We start from the raw sequence: 15,747 nt of genomic DNA, 5'->3' as shown, positions 1-15,747 counted from the left end.
GGGCCCGCAGGATCGGCAGAGTGCCGCCTGACGCCTCCTCCGGACCAGCCTGCCGATGTTGCCATCGCCGCGGACCACCGCCTCCCGCCAACCCCCGCTGCGGCAGGGCCAGGGGCTTCTGGGCCTGGTCCTGGGGGCCTGGGCCGGGGCCGGCCTGCTGGCGGCGGGCGCCCCCGCCGACGCCGCCCCGTACCGGGCCCGGACCCTGGTGACGGGGCTGGAGAATCCGCGCGGGCTGACGATCGCGCCCAACGGCAACCTGGTGCTCAGCGAGGCGGGCCGGGGCGGCAGCGGCCCCTGCATCCTCGCCGGCAGCGGCAACACCCTCTGCTACGGCACCACCGGGGCCGTGGGTCAGTTCGACCGCTCCACCAACGTCTATTCCAGGGCCCTCGCCAACCTCCCGTCCCTGGCGGTCCAGTCCTCCCCCCTGTTCCCCGAGGGCACCGGCATCCAGGACCTCGCCTTCAACGGCTCCGGCCAGCTGTTCGGGGTCTTCGGCTTCGGTGCCAACCCCACCCTGATTCCCGCCGCCGGCAGCCCCCTCTTCGGCAGGACGGTCGCCATCGACCTGGCCGCCGGCAGCCTGACGCCCCTGGCCGACATCGCCGGTTTCGAAGCGACCCAGAACCCCGACGGCCAGGATCTCAACAGCAATCCCTTCGCCCTGGTGGTGCGCGGGGACGACACCTACGTCACTGATTCCGGCGGCAACAGCCTGGTGAAGGCCGACGCCGCCAACCAGGTCTCGCTGGTGAACGTGTTCCCGGAGGAACTCGTCAGCACCTCCCACCTGCCGTTCCCCTTCCCCTTCCCCGAAGTCCCGGCCCAGGCCGTGCCCACCGGCATGACCATCGGCCCCGACGGGGCGCTGTACATCACCCAGCTCTCCGGCTTTCCCTTCGCCCCCGGCAGCGCCGATGTGTTCCGCTACGACTTCACCAACCCGGTGACCAGGTTCGCGGGGGGCTTCAGCAACCTCATCGACATCGCCGCCGGTCCGGATGATGCGCTCTACCTGCTCCAGTACAGCAATGACTTCTTTGGCCCCCCGTCGGGCAGCGTCCTGAAACTGGGCCTCGACGGCAGCGTCCGCACGATCTTCGATGACCTGGTCAGCCCCACCGGGCTGGCCGTCGGCCGCGACGGCACGATCTACGTGGCCAACAATGGCGACGGGGTGAACGGCGCGCTGCTCGCCCTCACCCCGGTGCCGACCCCCGGCCCCCTGCCCCTGCTCGGTGTCGGCGTCGCCTTCGCCCAGGCCCGGCGGCTGCGGCGCCGCTGCGGCGGCCTCAACCCGGCCCGTCCCGCCAGGGCACGGCGACCAGCGCCTCGAGCGACTGCCAGCGGAGGCGATCATCCGTCACCAGGGGGCTGAGGCCCACGGCCTCGAGGGCGGCGGCCACCCGCTCCACAGCGATGGGCTCCTGGGCTCCGGCTCCGGGCGCGGCCTCCAGGGGCAGCAGCAGCACCTGCTGCTCGGCCGGATCGGCCATCACCCGCAGGTTGAGGTCGGGGAGCTCCCGCTCGAAGAACAGCCGCCGCATCCGCGCCGTGAGCGCCGGACCCAGGGCGGCCGCGAAGGCCTCCAGGGCCCGGGGCTCGCCGGAGCAGCCGCAGCTCAGCGCCAGCCAGATGAGCAGCTTGGCCCAGCTCTCCGCCGTCCACAGGGGCGGGAAGCTCTGCCGGTGCTGGCGCACCAGCTCGGCGATGGCGAAGTCGAACAGGGTGCCCTGCAGGGAGGCCACCGATGGCAGGGGTTCCTGATCCATCCGGCCATCCTGACGGCCAGGCGGCAAACTGCAGGGGCAACGACCGTCCCTGGAGACGCCCGATGGCCCTCGATCTGAACGATCCGGAGCTCGAGTTCGCCGATCTCGTCACCGCCTACCAGAGCTGGGTGATGGCCGTGATCAACGACGAGAAGCTGGGGGGCGACAAGGTCCTCACCGATGACATCGCCGACGACGCCCTGAACGCGATGCGCTTCCTGCCGGACGTGGTGACCAGCGCCATCGAGACCACCCTGGCCCGCGTCTACGACGTGGATCCCGACGAACTCGCCGAACTGCTCTACCCCGAGGACTGAACGGCCCCCGGGCGATGACCTCAGGCGACACGGCAGCGGACACCTACGTCCTGGGGACCGAACCGGAGGAGCAGGAGCGGCTGCGGCTGCAGCATGAGCTCTGGCGACCGGCCGCCATCGCGGCCTGGGAGCGGGCTGGCGTGGGGCCGGGCCAGCGGGTCCTCGATCTCGGGGCGGGGCCAGGCTTCTGCGCCCGCGATCTGGCCCGCCTCGTCGGCCCCGGCGGCCGGGTGCTGGCCCTCGAGCGCAGTGGGGCCTATGTCGCGGCGGCCCGGGCGGCAGCGGCGCGCGAGGGGTGGGGCCAGCTGGAGGTGCTGGCGGTGGACCTCGGGGATCCTGCGGCCGCAGCCTCGCCGGGCCTGGACGCTTCCGGTCTCGGCACCGGCGGCTTCGATCTGGCCTGGTGCCGCTGGCTGGCCATGTTCCTGCCCCGGCTCGACCCGCTGCTGGATCTGGTGAGCACCAGCCTGCGGCCCGGCGGTGTCCTCGTGGCCCACGAATACGTCCACTGGAACACCTTCGGTCTCCATCCCGACGGCACCGCGATCGCCCGCTTCCGCGACGCCGCCATCGCCAGCTTCCGCGACGCCGGCGGCGATCCGGACGTCAACCGGCGCCTGCCCGGGCTGCTGGCGGCGCGGGGCTTCGGGATCGAGGAACTGGTGCCCCTGCCGGTGCTGGGGCGGGGCGGTGATCCCTGGGCCCGCTGGCTGGAGCACTTCGTGACCCTCTACGGGCGGGAGCTGATCCGCCAGGGTCGCTGGACGGAGGAGGACGCCACCGCCGCCGCCGACGCCATGGCCAGGGCGCGCCGGGATCCGGGGGCCTACTGGGTGGGCCCCACCGTCCTGTCCCTGCGGGCCCGCCGCGGCGAAGGCCCCTAACCTCCCCATGTGATTCCCCTCCGCCGTCCTTCCCCCATCCCGCCCGGCCAAGGCCGGCGGCGGGCCGCCATCGGGATGATCGCCGCGGGCCTGGCCCTCCCGCTGATGGCCGCCATGGGGGGCTGTCAGGGCCGGCGCCTGCAGCCGATGCTGCGCCCCCTCGAGGGCACCCTGTACATCGCGGTGGGGGTCAGCCAGGAGGCCCTGGACACCGAGCTGCAGAAGGAGATCCGGATGCGCACCACCCTGCTCCAGACGACCTTCCGCACCCTCCAGCCCAGGGTGAGGCTGCAGGTGGAGGTCTTTCCCGAGGAGAACCTGCGCAACGAACTCCTCGTCCGCAACCGCACCGGCCTGAGTCCCGATCTGCTGCTGGTGAACGAATCCACGGCCCAGGAGCTGGCCCGGGAGCGGCTCATCAACACCGTCCCCTTCCCGAACACGGTGCTGGACCAGCTCGATGTGGGTTCGGTGGTGCGGGTGCGGCGCTCGGACGGCACCCTGACCGGCCTGCCGATGGAGCTCCAGCCCCAGGTGGCCTGCTTCGATCGGCGCCACGTCCAGCGCAGCCCGGACAGCCTCGATGAGCTGCTGGCCTTCAGCGCCAAGGGGATGGAGGTGGGGCTGTCCCTGGATGCGATCAACCTCGCCTGGACCCTGGGCCCCCTCGGGGCGATCGATGCCGTCAGTGACCTGCTGGCCGGGAAGCCGGCGACCCCGGTGACCCGTCAGGGCCTGCAGGGCTGGCTGGAGTGGCTGCGCATGGCCGACCAGCAGCAGCACGTCACCGTGTACCCCACCGAGACGGAACTGCTCAAGGGGCTGATGGCCGGGGTCCTCGACTGGATTCCCTGCCGCAGCATCAACATCACCCGGCTGCGCTCACGGCTGGGCAGGAACCTGGGCGTCGCCCCCCTGCCGTCGGGGCCGTTCGGCGAAGCCAGCCCGATCACGCGGGAGCGGGTGATCGCCTTCGGCGTCAACTCCAGTCCTGGCCAGCGCCAGCTGGCGCTGGCCCTGGCCCGGTTCGCCATCAGCCCCCTGCACCAGCGGGACATGATCCAGCGCAACCAGTACGTGCTGCCGGTGAACCGGGAGGTGGCGCCGCCGGTGCGCAGTTCGTCGGTGGTGGCGGCCATGGTGGAGGGGCGGCAGCAGTCGCTGCATCGGGCGACGATCCGCCTGATCGAGGCCAGCACAAGGAACCAGCGGGAGGGGTGGCAGGCCCTGCTCACCCGCTACCTGTTCGATGACCTGAGCCAGCCGGCAGCCCTCGAGGGCCTGGTGCAGCTCCTGAGTGGCGGGAGGGCACGATGAATCTGCTGCTGATGGAGATCGCCGGCTGGTTCGGCTACCTGCAGCGCCTGGAGGTGCGGGTGCAGGTGATCCTGCTGCTGCTGGTGTTCTTCGGCCACGGCGTGCTGTCGCGGCGGCTGGGCGCCCGCCTTCCCCTGGCCGGCCGGCGCTCGCTGGTGATCTCCGGCCTGCTGGGCCTGCTGTCCCTGGCCCTGGCCCTGGCCGGCCAGCCCTTCGGCCTGCTGCTGCTGGGCCTGCTCCTCTACCTGGGCTGGCTGGGTCTGGGGGGGGTGCGTCTGCTGCTGGGCCGGTTCATCCAGCCCCAGCAGATGCAGGTGCTGGAGACCCGCCTGATCCGCCCGGCCTACCTCCTGGTGGCCGTGCTTCTGGTGATCCGGGTGTTCGACAACCCCCAGGATCTGGCCCTCATCCCCATCGGTGAATGGTTCGGTTCCGAGGTCACCCTGGGCAGCTTTCTGCTGGCGGTGCTGATCGTCTACGTGCTGGCCATGGGCACCGGGCCGCCGGCCCAGGGTGTGGCCTGGCTGGTGCAGCGCAGCGTGGGGATCAGCAACGGCAGCCGCCGGGCCCTGGCGTTGATGATCCGCTATGCCGCGGTGGCCGTGGGGATCGTCTGGGCCCTCGATCACGTGGGCTTCAACCGCACCGCGATCCTGGCGGTGGCCGGCGGCCTTTCGGTGGGCCTGGGTTTCGGCATCAAGGAAGTCTTCTCCAACTTCGTCAGCGGTCTGTGGCTGCTGTTCGAGGGATCGGTGCGGCCGGGCGAGGTGCTGTTCATCGATGGCGATCCCTGCGAAGTGCGCAGCCTCGGCCTGCGGGCGGCGGTGCTCTGGCGCGACCGGGACAACGCCGAACTGGTGATCCCGAACCAGACCTTCTTCACCAACACCACCGTGACCTACACGGGCACCGACACCCTGCGGCGCAGCCAGGTGCTGGTGAGCGCGGCGTACCACCACGATCCCGAGGACGTGATCGCCCTGCTGGAGGCCACGGCCCGCGGCCAGAACCGCATTCTGGCCACCCCGGCGCCGAAGGGCCTGCTGCTCCGTTACGGCGATTCCTCCATCGACTATGCCCTGCGTTTCTGGATCGCCAACCCGATGGATAACGTCTCCATCTGCAGCGAAGTGCAGGCCGCGATCTGGCGGGCCTTCCGGGACCGGCAGATCGAGATCCCCTTTCCCCAGCAGGTGCAGTATCAGGTGGAGGGTCCACCGAAAAGCTGAACCTGGCCCGACTGGCGATCGCAGGCCCGAGTTGTACAATTTCGAGCAATACCAACCGCCATTGCATCATGCTCAAAGGTGCTGATCTGCTCGCCAAGGTGAAAGAGCTGGGTGATGCTTCGAAGTCCGATCTGGTGCGCAGCTGCGGCTACGTGAGCACCAAGAAGGACGGCAACGAGCGGCTGAACTTCACGGCCTTCTACGAAGCCCTTCTCGATGCCAAGGGGATCAACCTCGGCGACGGCGTCGGCAAGGCTGCCACCAAGGCCGGTCGCAAGCTCGGCTATACCGCCAAGGTCCAGTTCAATGGCAACCTGCTGGTGGGCAAGGCCTACACCGCGATGCTGGGCCTCGAGCCGGGCGATGAATTCGAAATCAAGCTCGGTCGCAAGGCGATCCGGCTCGTGCCGGTGGGCGGCTCCGACGACGACGAGTGACACCATCGCGCCTGAGCCGTTCCCGGTTTCAGCCGCTCCCCAGCAGTTCCGTGAAGCTATGTACGGCTACCCGCCGGTGCCGTCCCGCCCGATCTAGATCAAAGGTGCGGGGCCGGGGAGATTGATCAACTCCCATGGCTTCGGCAAAGTAGCCCCCCTCGGGTCATGCTCGAGGGGGGCTACGCGTTTCCGGGCACAACCCCTGTGCTTTGGAATGCACACGACGGGGCGAATCGTCAACCAATCCGCAACCTTCTGTTACGTTGAAGGCTGCTGCGTGGTTCGAACCATGCCTCACCCCCCATCCCACCCGGCAGCGGCCCTGCACCCCGGCAGCTTCGTGGCGCTGAGCAGCCGCCAGGGCGGCACCTACCAGGTGATCAGCATCGACGAGGAGACCGACAGCTGCTGGGTGCGGCGCTGGCCCCTCACCCGCCACGGCTCCCCCGCCTTCTCCGTCGCCCTGCCGGATCTGCGTCCCCTGCACCGCCCCAGCCACTGAGACCGTTCCCTTTGCCCTGCACCGGAGCTCACCCATGATCCCGATGGGTTTCGTCATCACCTCACGGCTGTTCTGCCGTGCCGGCCGCCTGGCCCTGCTGGCGGCCTCCCTGGCCCTGGTCGTCGAGGCCCTGGAGCTGGCCCTGGCCCACCCGCTCTCCTGAGGCCCGGCCCGCCGCCCTGGGTACCCTGGGCCGATGGCTGGGACTTCGACCCTGGCGGAGCTGCTGCAGCTCCCCTTCATGCAGCGGGCCCTCCTGGGGGGCCTGCTCAGCGGCGCCCTCGGCGGCGTGCTGGGCAGCTTCGCCGTGCTGCGCCAGCTCTCCTTCTTCAGCGACGCCCTCGGCCATTCCGCCCTGCTCGGCATCACCCTGGGCCTGCTGCTGGGCATCGATCCCACCCTGGTGCTGATCCCCTTCGCGGTGCTGTTCGCCCTGATGACGAACCAGCTGGTGCAGCGCAGCAAGCTGCCGGCCGATGCCCTGCTGAACATCGTCTATTCCTCGTCGCTCGCCATGGCCGTGGTGGCCCTGAGCCTGCTGCGGGTCTACAAGGGCGGCATCCAGCAGCTCCTGTTCGGCGACATCCTGGGGGTCACCTGGCTCGACCTGGCCCTGATCGGGGTCCTGCTCGTCGTCACCGCCGGCTACCTCACCCTCACCCGGCGCGACCAGGTGCTGCTGACCCTCGATGAACCGCTCGCCCGCTCCCGGGGCATCGCCGTCTCCCTGCACCGGCTGCTGTTCCTGGTCCTGCTGGCGGTGGTGGTGGCCATCTCCGTCAAGGCCGTGGGGGTGCTGCTGATCAGCGCCTTCGTGGTCATCCCCGCCTGTGCCTCGCGGCTGGTGAGCCGGCGCTTCGGCACCTACGTGCTCCTCTCCGCCGGACTGGGGGCCAGCGGGGCCGTGCTCGGCCTGCTGGTGTCGGCCGCCTTCGCGCTGCCCTCCGGTCCCTGCGTCGTGATCGCCCAGCTGCTGGCCTTCCTGGTCGCCCTGGCGGTGGCCCCGCTGCGGGGCCGGGCGGCGACCTCCTGAGGCGATCCCAAGGGCGGCGATCAGACCTGCGGCGCGGCCAGACCCTGGTCGAGGTGGCCGGTCTTGACCCAGATCAGGCAACCGCCGCCGCTGAAGGGCACATGGCGACTGCCGGGCGGGTTGCGCAGCCAGGTGCCGGCCGGGTAGGCCCCCTGCTCGTCCTCGAACACCCCCTCGAGCACGAAGATCTCCTCGCCCGCCGGGTGGGCGTGGAGGGGGAAGCAGGTACCGGGCTCCCAGCGCACCAGGGCCACGTGTTCGAGGCCGAAGGCGTGCAGGGGCAGCACGGTCAGGCCGGGCACCAGGCCGGGCACGAAGGTGGAGGAGCCGGTGTCGATCACGACCCGCGTCTGGTCGGCCGGGTCCATCTGGCGCAGCTTCACCAGGATCGTGCAGCCGCCCTCGCTGAAGGGGGCATGGGCGGAGCCGACCGGGTTGCGGACGTAGGTGCCGGCGCCGTAGTCGCCGTACTCATCAGAGAACACGCCTTCGAGCACGAGGAACTCCTCGCCGCCGCCGTGCCCATGGGGGGAGAAGCGGCTGCCGGGGGCGTAGCGGACGATCGACGTGGCCCGGGCGACCTCGCCGCCGTCGCGCTCCAGCAGGCGCCGCTCCACCCCCGCCAGGGGGGAGGGATGCCAGGGCAGGGCACCGCTGTCGACGACCGCCCTGCGGTCCCGATCGGCATGGAGCTGGGTGGGGAAGGGGGCGGGGGCCATCGTTCAGAGGGAGCTGGTGAGCAGCATCGGGCCCCTGGGCTCCTGGCCGTTGGGGTCGCCTTCGATGCTGACGCTGACGGCGCTGGCCTGGCTGGTGGGGGAGAGGGGGATGGGCATGGCCACCTGGCCGCGGGCATCGGGCACGAAGTGGACGCAACCGACGGTCTTGCCGGCCACCGTGGCCCAGAGGCGGTAAGTGCGCTGCGGCGGCAGGGGGGGCAGGTGGCTGAGGGTCAGCAGGTTGTGGGTGCGGTTGCCGGTGACCAGCACCTCACCGACCGCCTTCTGGCCGGGCTGGACGGCCTGCAGCGGCATCAGGCGAGGGTCGGCCAGGGGTGCCGGGGCCAGCTGGCGCTGCAGACCCGCCAGCTGCTGGCGGGTCTGGTGCAGCTCACCGGCGAGCACCAGCAGGCCGGCCGCCAGCAGGGAGGGCACCAGCCAGAGGCGCCAGGGCCCCGGCTGGGGCCGGGGCTCCAGCAGGCGCCGGCGCAGGGCGGGAGGCGGCACCGCGGTGGCCGGCAGGGCCAGGGGCAGCAGCTCCAGGGTGGTGCTGAACTCCTCCAGCCGCCGGCGCAGCTCGGGGCGCTGCCGCAGCAGGGTCGCCAGCTGCTCCCGCTCGGCTGGCTCCAGATCCCCGAGGGCATGGCCGGCGAGCAGGGCGTCGATGCCGGCGGCATCGGGGGTGGGGATGGCGTCGGGTGTCATGGCTGGGCGGGCGAGTCGTGGAGGAGGGCGCGCAGGCGGATCAGGCCCTGGCGGGCGCGGGTCTTGACGGTGCCGAGGGGCAGCTCCAGCAGCGCCCCGATCGCCGACTGGCTCAGCCCTTCGTAGTAGGCCATCTCCAGCACCTGGCGCTGGTTGGCGGGGATCGCCGCCAGGGCACCCCGGACCTTCTCGGCCAGATCCTCGGACTCGGCACGGTCGTGGGGCGTGGGCACGGCCGCTGGAAACAGGTGCTCCGACCAGCGTTGCACCAGCTGCCAGCGGTTGGCGCGCTGGGTGAGGCGGTTGATGGCCATCGAGCGCGTCAACAGCAGCAGGTAGGCCAGCACCGGCCCCCGGGAGGGGTCGTAGCGCCCCTGCTGCCAGTAGCGCAGGAAGACGTCATGGGTGAGGTCCTCGGCCTCCTGGCTGGAGCGGCACAGCCGCAGGGCCAGGCGGTACACCGGACCGCTGCAGCTGTCGTAGAGGGCGGCCAGGTCGGCGCCCTCGCCGGTAGACGCCGCGAGGGCGCCCCGCAGCGGTGGACGGCGGGGTGGAGCTTCGGCGTCGGAGGGGTTCACGACCGGGGAGGGGCTCGGCGGGGGTGCCGTGCTTCGGATACCGGCGAGAGCCGCGATCGGATGGGGCCCGGCCGGCGGCTGACGAACACCCCGCCCAGCACCAGGGCCGCACCGGCCAGCACCGGCACGCCCAGCGGTTCCCCCAGCAGCAGGGCGGCGCTCAGAACCGCCACCACCAGGGCCAGGGAGCTCCAGAGGGAGACGACGGCCACGCTGCAGCGGCGGTAGGCCTGGCGCAGGGCCAGCTCCCGGCCCAGGGAGAGGGTGACGGCATAGACGCCGATCACCCCCACCACCCACCAGAGCCGCAGCAGCAGGAAATGCTGCGGCCCGAACAGCACCAGGGCGATGGCACCGAAGACCAGGGCGCTCAGCAGGGTGGGCACCCCCACACCCACGGCCGCCGGCCAGCGGCGGGCGGCGATGGCGCGGCCGCTGACGGCCGAGCCGGCGAAGGCCAGCACCCCCACCAGGGCCCAGATGATGCCGGTGAGGTCGTCCATCCGGCCGCCGCCCATGGCCATGGCCGCCTGGGGCAGCACCAGGCCGGCGCCGATCAGCCCCAGGCTGAGCCGGAAGCCGGCGGGGAGGGCTTCCCCGAGCAGCCAGCGCGCCAGCAGGGCGGAGACGGGCAGCACCAGGGCGAACAGGAGCGTCTGGCTGATCACCGACAGGGACTCCAGGGCGAGGTAGTAGGCCACCGGCCCGAGGAACAGGCCCAGGCCCCCATGCAGGGCCAGCAGGCGCCGATCGGCCGGCTCCAGCTGCGCCAGGTCGTTGGCCAGGGTGCGCCGTCCGGGAATCAGGGCCGCCAGCCCCACCGTCAGCTGGGCCAGGAAGAAGACGTTGCAGAAGCTGATCGGGTTCTCACCCTGCACCGGATGGGCCATCCCGAGGTCCTGCAGCCCCTTGAGCACGGTGGCATCCAAGCCCCGCAGCAGCACGTAGAGCAGCAGCGGCAGCAGGCCCGGGATCGGCCGCGGTCGCCCGTCCGATGGATCTGGGAGCCTCATCGGCTCAGGATGGCTCCCTCCAGGCCACCAGGGAACAGCCGGAGGGCGGCCCTGGAGCACTGGGCCGGGGCCCCTACTGTTCCTGCATCGGGCTCCGGGTCCTCGTGCGCCTCTCCACCGTCCTCCACCAGCTGTCGCTGCCGGCACGCCGCACCCTTGATCACCAGCGCAGCCCCTGGACCAGCCTCTGGCGCCAGCCGGTGTCGATGGCGATGCGGATGCCCTGGCCGGTGTTCTTCCTGGCGATGACGCTCATCTACCTGGCGGAGGTGCTGATCTTCGCCCTGGCGTTCCAGCTGGACGCCGGCCATGTGGAGGCCGACGGGGCGATGGGACTGCCCGCCAGCGGCATCTTCGCCCTGCAGAACCTGTTCAGCGCCAGCTTCCAGTCCGCCAGGGTCGACTCGCCCTTCACCCTGGGCCTGGCGGCGGCCCAGCGGATCGTCGGAATCCTGACCACCGCCATGGTCACGGGTCTGTTCTTCCTGCGGTTCACCCAGGTGGATTCCCCGTTGCAGTTCAGCCGCCAGCTGTGCCTGAGCTCCTGGCCCTGTGGTCACCTCAGCTGCCGCTTCGTCACCGCCGACCCCAGCTACTGGCTGAAGGTGTCGTACACGATGGCCCTGTTCGTGGATGAGGAAATCGAGCCGGGGCTGTGGCAGCGCCGTGTGCACCCGCTGCCCCTGCTGAACCCCTCCACGCCCCAGCTGCACGTGACGGCGGTGCTGACCCACCCGCTGACACCGGAGAGTCCCCTGGTCCAGCTGGGTCTCGACGCCATCGCCAGGGGCAGCGGTGCCCTGATGGTGCTGGTGGAGGGTTCCGACGAAGTGACGGGCTCCTCGCTGCTCCAGGTCCATCACTACCGCATCGAGGACATTCTCCAGGGCCGTGCCTTCGCCGATCTGGTGTCCACCGACAGCCGGGGGCGTCGCCTCGTGGCGCTCGAAGCCCTCGACCGCACCGTGCCGATCACCTGAGCGGGAACCGGATCCAATCCGGACGGGCCACCCGCGGGTATCTGCTGGTGGGTGCGGGTTCTGGCGTCGCAACGCCCGGCCTGTCCCTCGCCCCTCACACCGCATTCCCCATGACCCGCTCCCCCCGCACCGTCCTCAGCGGCGCCCTCACCCTGGTGGCGGCGGCGGCCTTCTCCGGCACCGTCCTCCCCGCCCGCAGCCTCGGCCTCCCCCGGGCCGAGCCCATCACCCCCGCCCTGGGTGCGGTGGCCCAGGCCATGGCGAAGGCCACCGGCAGCTTCCGCAAGGCGGAGGCCCCCGTCAGCGGTGGCTTCACGATCAGCCAGCAGGGCGGCAAGACGGTGCTCACCCTCAGCGGCGACTTCAAGACCAACGACATGGCCCCCGATCTCTGGGTGGCCTTCAGCCCCTCCGCCACGCCCCTGGCGATGAGCAAGGCCCCCGGCTTCCCCCTCAAGCCCGGCACCTACACCCTGCTCTCGAAGCTGAAATCCAGCCAGGGGGGCCAGAGCTACGTGATCCCCGCCTCGATCGACCTCAAGGCCCAGAAATCGGTGCTGATCTGGTGCCAGAAGTTCAACGCCACCATGGCCTGGGCGCCCCTCAAGCCCTGAGCGCCGCAACACCGAGCATCGCCGGGCCCCTCACAACCCGGCGAACCACTCGTAGCCCCTGTCCTCCCAGGTGCCGCGGCGGTCGCCGAGGGTCGTCATCAGCTCCAGGCCGGTGACCCACTTGCTCTGCTTGTAGCCGAGCTTGATGGGGCTCGCCAGCCGCACGGGGGCGCCGTTGGCCACGGGCAGCGGCGCCCCGTTCATGTGGGTGGCGAGCAGGGTCTGGGGGTGAAGGGCGGAGGCCAGATCCCAGGTCCCGAAGTACTGGTCGGCGGAACGGATCGCCAGATAGGCCCCCAGGGGCGAGGGGCCGGCCAGGGCCAGCACATCGGCCAGGCGCGGGCCCGACCAGGCGACGATCGCCGCCCAGCCCTCGACGCAGACGTGGCGGATGACGCACTCCCGCTGGGGCAGGGCGGCGAGGGCGGCCAGATCGAGGCGCAACGGGCGGCGCACCGCCCCGTTGACGACGAGCCGGTAGCTCTCGGGCGGGAGGTTGGGCGTGCCGTTGAAGCTGTTGACCAGCAGGGCGGCCGGCTCCACCTGGCTGCGCCGGAACTCGGGCACCGGCCCCTTCCCCTGCAGCAGGGCCTCGATCCGTTCGTTCAGCGGCTGGGTGGCCTCCCCCACCGCTCCGCTCCAGCGGTTGAGGCCGCAGCCGCCGAGCAGCAGGGAGGAGCCGCCGGAGAGGAGCAGGCCGAGGGCGCGGCGACGGCCGGGGAGATCGGTGGGATCGGCCATCGCGGGGATGCCTGGGTCCGCGCCCCGCATCAGAGCACCATGCGGCGCAGCAGCCGCAGGCCGCCCACCCGCCAGGAAAGCCCGATGTGGGCCACCAGCAGCAGGGCGATGGCGGGGATGGTGGCCAGGTGGCAGACCCGCAGCGCCTGCCAGCTGGAGAGGCCGGCCGGTTCGGCGACGGCGAACAGCGACACCAGCCACCACAGCTGGGCCGGCTTGTACATGGCCAGCCCCGTGAGCAGGCTGAAGGCCAGCACGATCAGCATCAGGGTGTAGGTGATGCGGTGGCTGGCCAGGCGGCGCCGGGGGGGACTGGCGCTGCGGCGCAGGGTGCCCAGATCGCCGCCGTCGGCCAGGCGCCGGTGGCGCCGGTGCAGCAGCAGGCCGATCCAGAGCCCCAGGTTGGCGGCGTACAGCCCCATGGCGCCGAAGTGCCAGTCACGGCCGCCGGCCAGCCAGCCGCCGAGGGTGAGCCACGGGGGCACGGTCGCCCCCGCCCGACCGCCGAAGACCGGATTGGCGTTGTAGATCTCCAGGCCGCTGGCGGCCATCAGCAGCAGCACCAGCAGGTTGAAACCGTGGAAGGCCCGGGTCCACAGGGGGTGGGGGCCCATGGCCTCAGACGGTGTGGAGCTGGTCGAGCTGCTGCTGCAGGCGCTGCTTCATGCGCGTCTGAACGAGGTGGCAGAGCTCCTCCACCAGTTCGGCGTCGGCCCGGTAGATGAGGCGGACCCCCTCACGCTCGCAGCTCACCAGGCCGGCCCGCAGCAACTGGGAGAGCTGGCGGCTGATGTGGGACTGGCTGAAGCCGGTGGCCTCGATCAGGGAGGCGACATCACAGGGACCCTGGCGCAGATGGCAGAGGAGCTGGAGCCGGGCGGGCTCGCTCAGCAGCCGGAAGAACTGGCTGAACTCCTCCAGCAGTTCCGGACTGGGCATCGATCCGGGGCCGACAACCCCCATGACTGCTCACTATGGCGCTAGAGACATTATGCAGCGCCGTTCCCGTCAATGGGGCGCAGAGGGCAGCAGCTTTTCACTCTTTTGCCGTTGTATGCGTGTATAGTCATAATTAGCCGACCATCCCGCCTCGATGTCCGCCGTTCCCGCATCGCCACGCCAAGCCGCTCGGGCCCGGCAGGGGGGACGGCCTTGAGCGTGACCCTCCTGCTGCTGATGGCCGGCGGGGGTGCCCTGATCGGTTTCCTGCTGGCGGTGCTCGGCGCCGGCGGCTCGATCCTGCTGCTGCCCCTGCTGATCAGCGGCGCCGGGCTGCCCACCCGTGAGGCGGTGCCCCTGTCGCTCCTGGCCGTCACCCTGCTGGCGGTGGCCAACGCCGGCCCCTACCTGCGGCGGCGCCAGGTGGCGCCCCGGCCTGCCCTGATCCTGGGGGTGCCGGCCCTGGCCGGCAGCTGGATCGGCGGCTCCCTCGTCAAGCAGGGGCTGGTCCCGGAGCCGGTGCAGCTGGCCGTGTTCGCCGCCGCCGCCCTGGTGGCCGCCTGGCTGCTGTCTCGCCGGCGGCCCGGCGCGGGGGGCGGCAGACCGGCCGGCGCATCCCGTCGGCCCGGAGGGGCCCTGGCCCTGGCGGGCCAGGGGGTGCTGGTGGGCCTGCTCACCGGCATCGCCGGCGTGGGCGGCGGCTTCGCCATCGTGCCCGCCCTGGTGCTGCTGGCCGGTCTGCCGATGCCCCTGGCCAGCGGCACCAGCCTGGTGCTGATCGCCACCAACAGCCTGGTGGCCCTGGGGGCCCTCGGACACTGGCCGACGGCCGGCCTGCCGTTGCTGGGCCCCCTGATCGGCGGCGGACTGGTGGGCGCGATCGGCGGCCAGGCCCTGGCCCCCCACCTCTCCGACCGGCACCTGCGCCAGGGCTTCGCCGCCCTGCTGGTCGGATCGGCCCTGCTCACGGGCGCCGAAGCCGTCCAGCGTCAGCGCAGCCCCAGCGCCGCCAGTCCCCCCACCCACGCCGTCTCCCCCCAGCGATGACCCACCTCCTGTTCCAGTTCCGCCTGCACAGCCGCCACGGGGCCGCCGGCGACAGCCTCAGCGTCGATGTCCGCAACGGCGAGCAGGAGCCGTGGCAGGCGCTGGAGCCCAGCCTGCGGACCCCCGGCTTCCGGCTCTACCTGCTGTCGCTGCTGCTCTGCCAGCACCATGACCTGGTGGCCAACGCCGCCGAGCGGCATCTGCCCCTGGCCTCGGTGGAGGGAATCCTGAGCGTGACAGCCTCCGCCGACTGGATGATCGAGGCGGTGGACGGCACGTTCCAGGTGCGGCTGGAGGCGGCCGACGGGGGGCCGGCCCCCGAGCTGGATGGGCCCGGCCGGGCCTTTCTGGAGCGCCGCATGAAGGTCTGCCCGGTGTCGAGGAATCTGCCCGGTACGGTGACCAAATCGATCGTGGTGCAAGCGGCTTGATCCTCCGGCCCTACGAACCTGGCGACTGGCCGGCGGTGTGGGCGGTGCTGGAGCCGGTGTTCCGGGCCGGAGAAACCTTCCCCCACGACCCGGCGATCGACAGCGAGGCGGCCCGGCGGGCCTGGGTGGAGGCGGTCGATGCCACCGTCGTGGCCACCGATGCGGACGGAACGATCCTTGGCACCTACTACCTGCGGCCCAACCAGCCGTGCCTGGGGGCCCATGTGGCCAACGCCGGCTATGTGGTGGCCGAGGCCGCCCGGGGCCGGGGGGTGGGCCATGCCCTCTGCCGCCACTCCCAGGAGGAGGCCCGGCGACGGGGCTTCACGGCGATGCAGTTCAACCTGGTGGTGAGCACCAACACCGCCGGCGTGGCCGCCTGGAGCCGCAACGGCTTCAGCACCATCGGCCGGCTGCCCGGGGCCTTCCGCCACCCCCGGCTGGGGGAGGTGGACGCCCTGGTGATGTTCAAGTCGCTGGGCTGAG

The 15,747-nt window shown here is 71.6% G+C and carries 21 protein-coding genes; 13 read left to right on the top strand and 8 right to left on the bottom strand.

Features of this window, described 5'->3' with window-relative positions; all coding sequences use genetic code 11:
• Positions 1–55: 55 nt before the first annotated feature.
• The gene (locus tag KBZ08_RS06805) at positions 56–1,381 is read left to right on the top strand and encodes a ScyD/ScyE family protein (protein WP_254972158.1); all 1,326 of its coding nucleotides are present in this window, start codon (positions 56–58) and stop codon (positions 1,379–1,381) included.
• Here the strand turns inward: KBZ08_RS06805 and KBZ08_RS06800 are convergent.
• Entirely contained in the window at positions 1,296–1,775 is a 480-nt protein-coding gene (locus KBZ08_RS06800) for a protein phosphatase (protein WP_254972157.1), read from the bottom strand. The two genes, KBZ08_RS06805 and KBZ08_RS06800, sit on opposite strands and share 86 nt — an antisense overlap.
• Before the next feature lie 62 nt (positions 1,776–1,837).
• Here KBZ08_RS06800 and KBZ08_RS06795 point away from each other — a divergent pair, with 62 nt between their 5' ends.
• The 7 genes from KBZ08_RS06795 (at position 1,838) to KBZ08_RS06765 (ending at position 7,494) form a co-directional block, all read left to right on the top strand.
• Positions 1,838–2,092, top strand: coding sequence for a hypothetical protein (locus KBZ08_RS06795; RefSeq protein WP_015110195.1), 255 nt, complete (start codon positions 1,838–1,840; stop codon positions 2,090–2,092).
• A 14-nt stretch (positions 2,093–2,106) separates the two neighbouring features.
• Positions 2,107–2,976, top strand: coding sequence for a methyltransferase domain-containing protein (locus KBZ08_RS06790; protein ID WP_254972156.1), 870 nt, complete (start codon positions 2,107–2,109; stop codon positions 2,974–2,976).
• A gap of 75 nt (positions 2,977–3,051) precedes the next feature.
• Positions 3,052–4,293, top strand: a complete 1,242-nt coding sequence (locus KBZ08_RS06785; RefSeq protein ID WP_254972155.1) for an extracellular solute-binding protein — start codon at positions 3,052–3,054, stop codon at positions 4,291–4,293.
• On the top strand, positions 4,290–5,522 hold the full coding sequence (locus KBZ08_RS16315) for a mechanosensitive ion channel family protein (protein WP_106219512.1): 1,233 nt from the start codon (positions 4,290–4,292) through the stop codon (positions 5,520–5,522). Before KBZ08_RS06785 ends, KBZ08_RS16315 begins: the two co-directional genes overlap by 4 nt.
• A gap of 68 nt (positions 5,523–5,590) precedes the next feature.
• Complete coding sequence (locus KBZ08_RS06775) at positions 5,591–5,959, top strand: AbrB family transcriptional regulator (RefSeq protein ID WP_015110192.1); 369 nt, start codon at positions 5,591–5,593, stop codon at positions 5,957–5,959.
• A gap of 289 nt (positions 5,960–6,248) precedes the next feature.
• Positions 6,249–6,461 carry a hypothetical protein gene (locus KBZ08_RS06770; protein ID WP_106219513.1) on the top strand — a complete coding sequence of 71 codons (213 nt, stop codon included), beginning with the start codon at positions 6,249–6,251 and terminating at the stop codon, positions 6,459–6,461.
• A gap of 196 nt (positions 6,462–6,657) precedes the next feature.
• On the top strand, positions 6,658–7,494 hold the full coding sequence (locus tag KBZ08_RS06765; RefSeq protein WP_254972154.1) for a metal ABC transporter permease: 837 nt from the start codon (positions 6,658–6,660) through the stop codon (positions 7,492–7,494).
• A 20-nt stretch (positions 7,495–7,514) separates the two neighbouring features.
• On the opposite strand, the gene KBZ08_RS06760 is transcribed toward KBZ08_RS06765, so the two are convergent.
• The 4 genes from KBZ08_RS06760 to KBZ08_RS06745 are packed head-to-tail and all read right to left on the bottom strand — an operon-like array spanning position 7,515 to position 10,509.
• Positions 7,515–8,213, bottom strand: a complete 699-nt coding sequence (locus tag KBZ08_RS06760) for a cupin domain-containing protein (RefSeq protein WP_254972153.1) — start codon at positions 8,211–8,213, stop codon at positions 7,515–7,517.
• Between the two features lie 3 nt (positions 8,214–8,216).
• Positions 8,217–8,918: an anti-sigma factor domain-containing protein gene (locus KBZ08_RS06755; RefSeq protein ID WP_106219516.1), complete on the bottom strand. Its 702-nt coding sequence runs from the start codon at positions 8,916–8,918 to the stop codon at positions 8,217–8,219.
• Positions 8,915–9,496 (bottom strand): sigma-70 family RNA polymerase sigma factor, encoded by a 582-nt coding sequence (locus KBZ08_RS06750; protein ID WP_254972152.1) that lies wholly within the window; start codon positions 9,494–9,496, stop codon positions 8,915–8,917. Before KBZ08_RS06750 ends, KBZ08_RS06755 begins: the two co-directional genes overlap by 4 nt.
• Entirely contained in the window at positions 9,493–10,509 is a 1,017-nt protein-coding gene (locus KBZ08_RS06745) for a DMT family transporter (RefSeq protein ID WP_254972151.1), read from the bottom strand. Before KBZ08_RS06745 ends, KBZ08_RS06750 begins: the two co-directional genes overlap by 4 nt.
• A gap of 104 nt (positions 10,510–10,613) precedes the next feature.
• Here KBZ08_RS06745 and KBZ08_RS16495 point away from each other — a divergent pair, with 104 nt between their 5' ends.
• Positions 10,614–11,489, top strand: coding sequence for a hypothetical protein (locus KBZ08_RS16495; protein WP_254972150.1), 876 nt, complete (start codon positions 10,614–10,616; stop codon positions 11,487–11,489).
• Between the two features lie 110 nt (positions 11,490–11,599).
• A complete protein-coding gene (locus tag KBZ08_RS06735; protein ID WP_106219520.1) occupies positions 11,600–12,103 on the top strand; it encodes a DM13 domain-containing protein in 504 nt (167 codons plus the stop codon).
• A gap of 30 nt (positions 12,104–12,133) precedes the next feature.
• Here KBZ08_RS06735 and KBZ08_RS06730 read toward each other — a convergent pair whose 3' ends face one another.
• From KBZ08_RS06730 to KBZ08_RS06720, 3 genes are read right to left on the bottom strand one after another with little or no spacing between them, the layout of a single operon-like run.
• Positions 12,134–12,844: a molybdopterin-dependent oxidoreductase gene (locus KBZ08_RS06730; RefSeq protein ID WP_254972149.1), complete on the bottom strand. Its 711-nt coding sequence runs from the start codon at positions 12,842–12,844 to the stop codon at positions 12,134–12,136.
• A gap of 29 nt (positions 12,845–12,873) precedes the next feature.
• The gene (locus KBZ08_RS06725; protein WP_254972148.1) at positions 12,874–13,458 is read right to left on the bottom strand and encodes a cytochrome b/b6 domain-containing protein; all 585 of its coding nucleotides are present in this window, start codon (positions 13,456–13,458) and stop codon (positions 12,874–12,876) included.
• A gap of 4 nt (positions 13,459–13,462) precedes the next feature.
• A complete protein-coding gene (locus KBZ08_RS06720; RefSeq protein WP_181279956.1) occupies positions 13,463–13,783 on the bottom strand; it encodes a helix-turn-helix transcriptional regulator in 321 nt (106 codons plus the stop codon).
• Positions 13,784–14,002: 219 nt separating this feature from the next.
• On the opposite strand from KBZ08_RS06720, the gene KBZ08_RS06715 reads away from it, so the two are divergent.
• Genes KBZ08_RS06715 through KBZ08_RS06705 form a run of 3 tightly spaced genes read left to right on the top strand, consistent with a single transcriptional unit; the run spans position 14,003 to position 15,746 of the window.
• A complete protein-coding gene (locus KBZ08_RS06715) occupies positions 14,003–14,830 on the top strand; it encodes a sulfite exporter TauE/SafE family protein (protein WP_254972358.1) in 828 nt (275 codons plus the stop codon).
• Positions 14,827–15,261: an OsmC family protein gene (locus KBZ08_RS06710; RefSeq protein ID WP_254972147.1), complete on the top strand. Its 435-nt coding sequence runs from the start codon at positions 14,827–14,829 to the stop codon at positions 15,259–15,261. The genes KBZ08_RS06715 and KBZ08_RS06710 overlap by 4 nt, the downstream gene beginning before the upstream one ends.
• A complete protein-coding gene (locus tag KBZ08_RS06705) occupies positions 15,258–15,746 on the top strand; it encodes a GNAT family N-acetyltransferase (RefSeq protein WP_254972146.1) in 489 nt (162 codons plus the stop codon). Before KBZ08_RS06710 ends, KBZ08_RS06705 begins: the two co-directional genes overlap by 4 nt.
• Position 15,747 lies beyond the last annotated feature (1 nt).

The organism is Cyanobium sp. Candia 9D4, assembly GCF_024346155.1.
GTDB lineage: Bacteria > Cyanobacteriota > Cyanobacteriia > PCC-6307 > Cyanobiaceae > Cyanobium > Cyanobium minutissimum.
This window is presented reverse-complemented; position numbering and strand designations above follow the sequence as displayed.

What these genes read in the sequence shown, in the direction of transcription:
- KBZ08_RS06805 (WP_254972158.1), top strand. Translation starts at nt 56, where the DNA reads ATGTTGCCATCGCCGCGGACCACCGCCTCCCGCCAACCCCCGCTGCGG.
- KBZ08_RS06800 (WP_254972157.1), bottom strand. Translation starts at nt 1,775, where the DNA reads ATGGATCAGGAACCCCTGCCATCGGTGGCCTCCCTGCAGGGCACCCTG.
- KBZ08_RS06795 (WP_015110195.1), top strand. Translation starts at nt 1,838, where the DNA reads ATGGCCCTCGATCTGAACGATCCGGAGCTCGAGTTCGCCGATCTCGTC.
- KBZ08_RS06790 (WP_254972156.1), top strand. Translation starts at nt 2,107, where the DNA reads ATGACCTCAGGCGACACGGCAGCGGACACCTACGTCCTGGGGACCGAA.
- KBZ08_RS06785 (WP_254972155.1), top strand. Translation starts at nt 3,052, where the DNA reads ATGATCGCCGCGGGCCTGGCCCTCCCGCTGATGGCCGCCATGGGGGGC.
- KBZ08_RS16315 (WP_106219512.1), top strand. Translation starts at nt 4,290, where the DNA reads ATGAATCTGCTGCTGATGGAGATCGCCGGCTGGTTCGGCTACCTGCAG.
- KBZ08_RS06775 (WP_015110192.1), top strand. Translation starts at nt 5,591, where the DNA reads ATGCTCAAAGGTGCTGATCTGCTCGCCAAGGTGAAAGAGCTGGGTGAT.
- KBZ08_RS06770 (WP_106219513.1), top strand. Translation starts at nt 6,249, where the DNA reads ATGCCTCACCCCCCATCCCACCCGGCAGCGGCCCTGCACCCCGGCAGC.
- KBZ08_RS06765 (WP_254972154.1), top strand. Translation starts at nt 6,658, where the DNA reads ATGGCTGGGACTTCGACCCTGGCGGAGCTGCTGCAGCTCCCCTTCATG.
- KBZ08_RS06760 (WP_254972153.1), bottom strand. Translation starts at nt 8,213, where the DNA reads ATGGCCCCCGCCCCCTTCCCCACCCAGCTCCATGCCGATCGGGACCGC.
- KBZ08_RS06755 (WP_106219516.1), bottom strand. Translation starts at nt 8,918, where the DNA reads ATGACACCCGACGCCATCCCCACCCCCGATGCCGCCGGCATCGACGCC.
- KBZ08_RS06745 (WP_254972151.1), bottom strand. Translation starts at nt 10,509, where the DNA reads ATGAGGCTCCCAGATCCATCGGACGGGCGACCGCGGCCGATCCCGGGC.
- KBZ08_RS06735 (WP_106219520.1), top strand. Translation starts at nt 11,600, where the DNA reads ATGACCCGCTCCCCCCGCACCGTCCTCAGCGGCGCCCTCACCCTGGTG.
- KBZ08_RS06730 (WP_254972149.1), bottom strand. Translation starts at nt 12,844, where the DNA reads ATGGCCGATCCCACCGATCTCCCCGGCCGTCGCCGCGCCCTCGGCCTG.
- KBZ08_RS06725 (WP_254972148.1), bottom strand. Translation starts at nt 13,458, where the DNA reads ATGGGCCCCCACCCCCTGTGGACCCGGGCCTTCCACGGTTTCAACCTG.
- KBZ08_RS06720 (WP_181279956.1), bottom strand. Translation starts at nt 13,783, where the DNA reads ATGCCCAGTCCGGAACTGCTGGAGGAGTTCAGCCAGTTCTTCCGGCTG.
- KBZ08_RS06710 (WP_254972147.1), top strand. Translation starts at nt 14,827, where the DNA reads ATGACCCACCTCCTGTTCCAGTTCCGCCTGCACAGCCGCCACGGGGCC.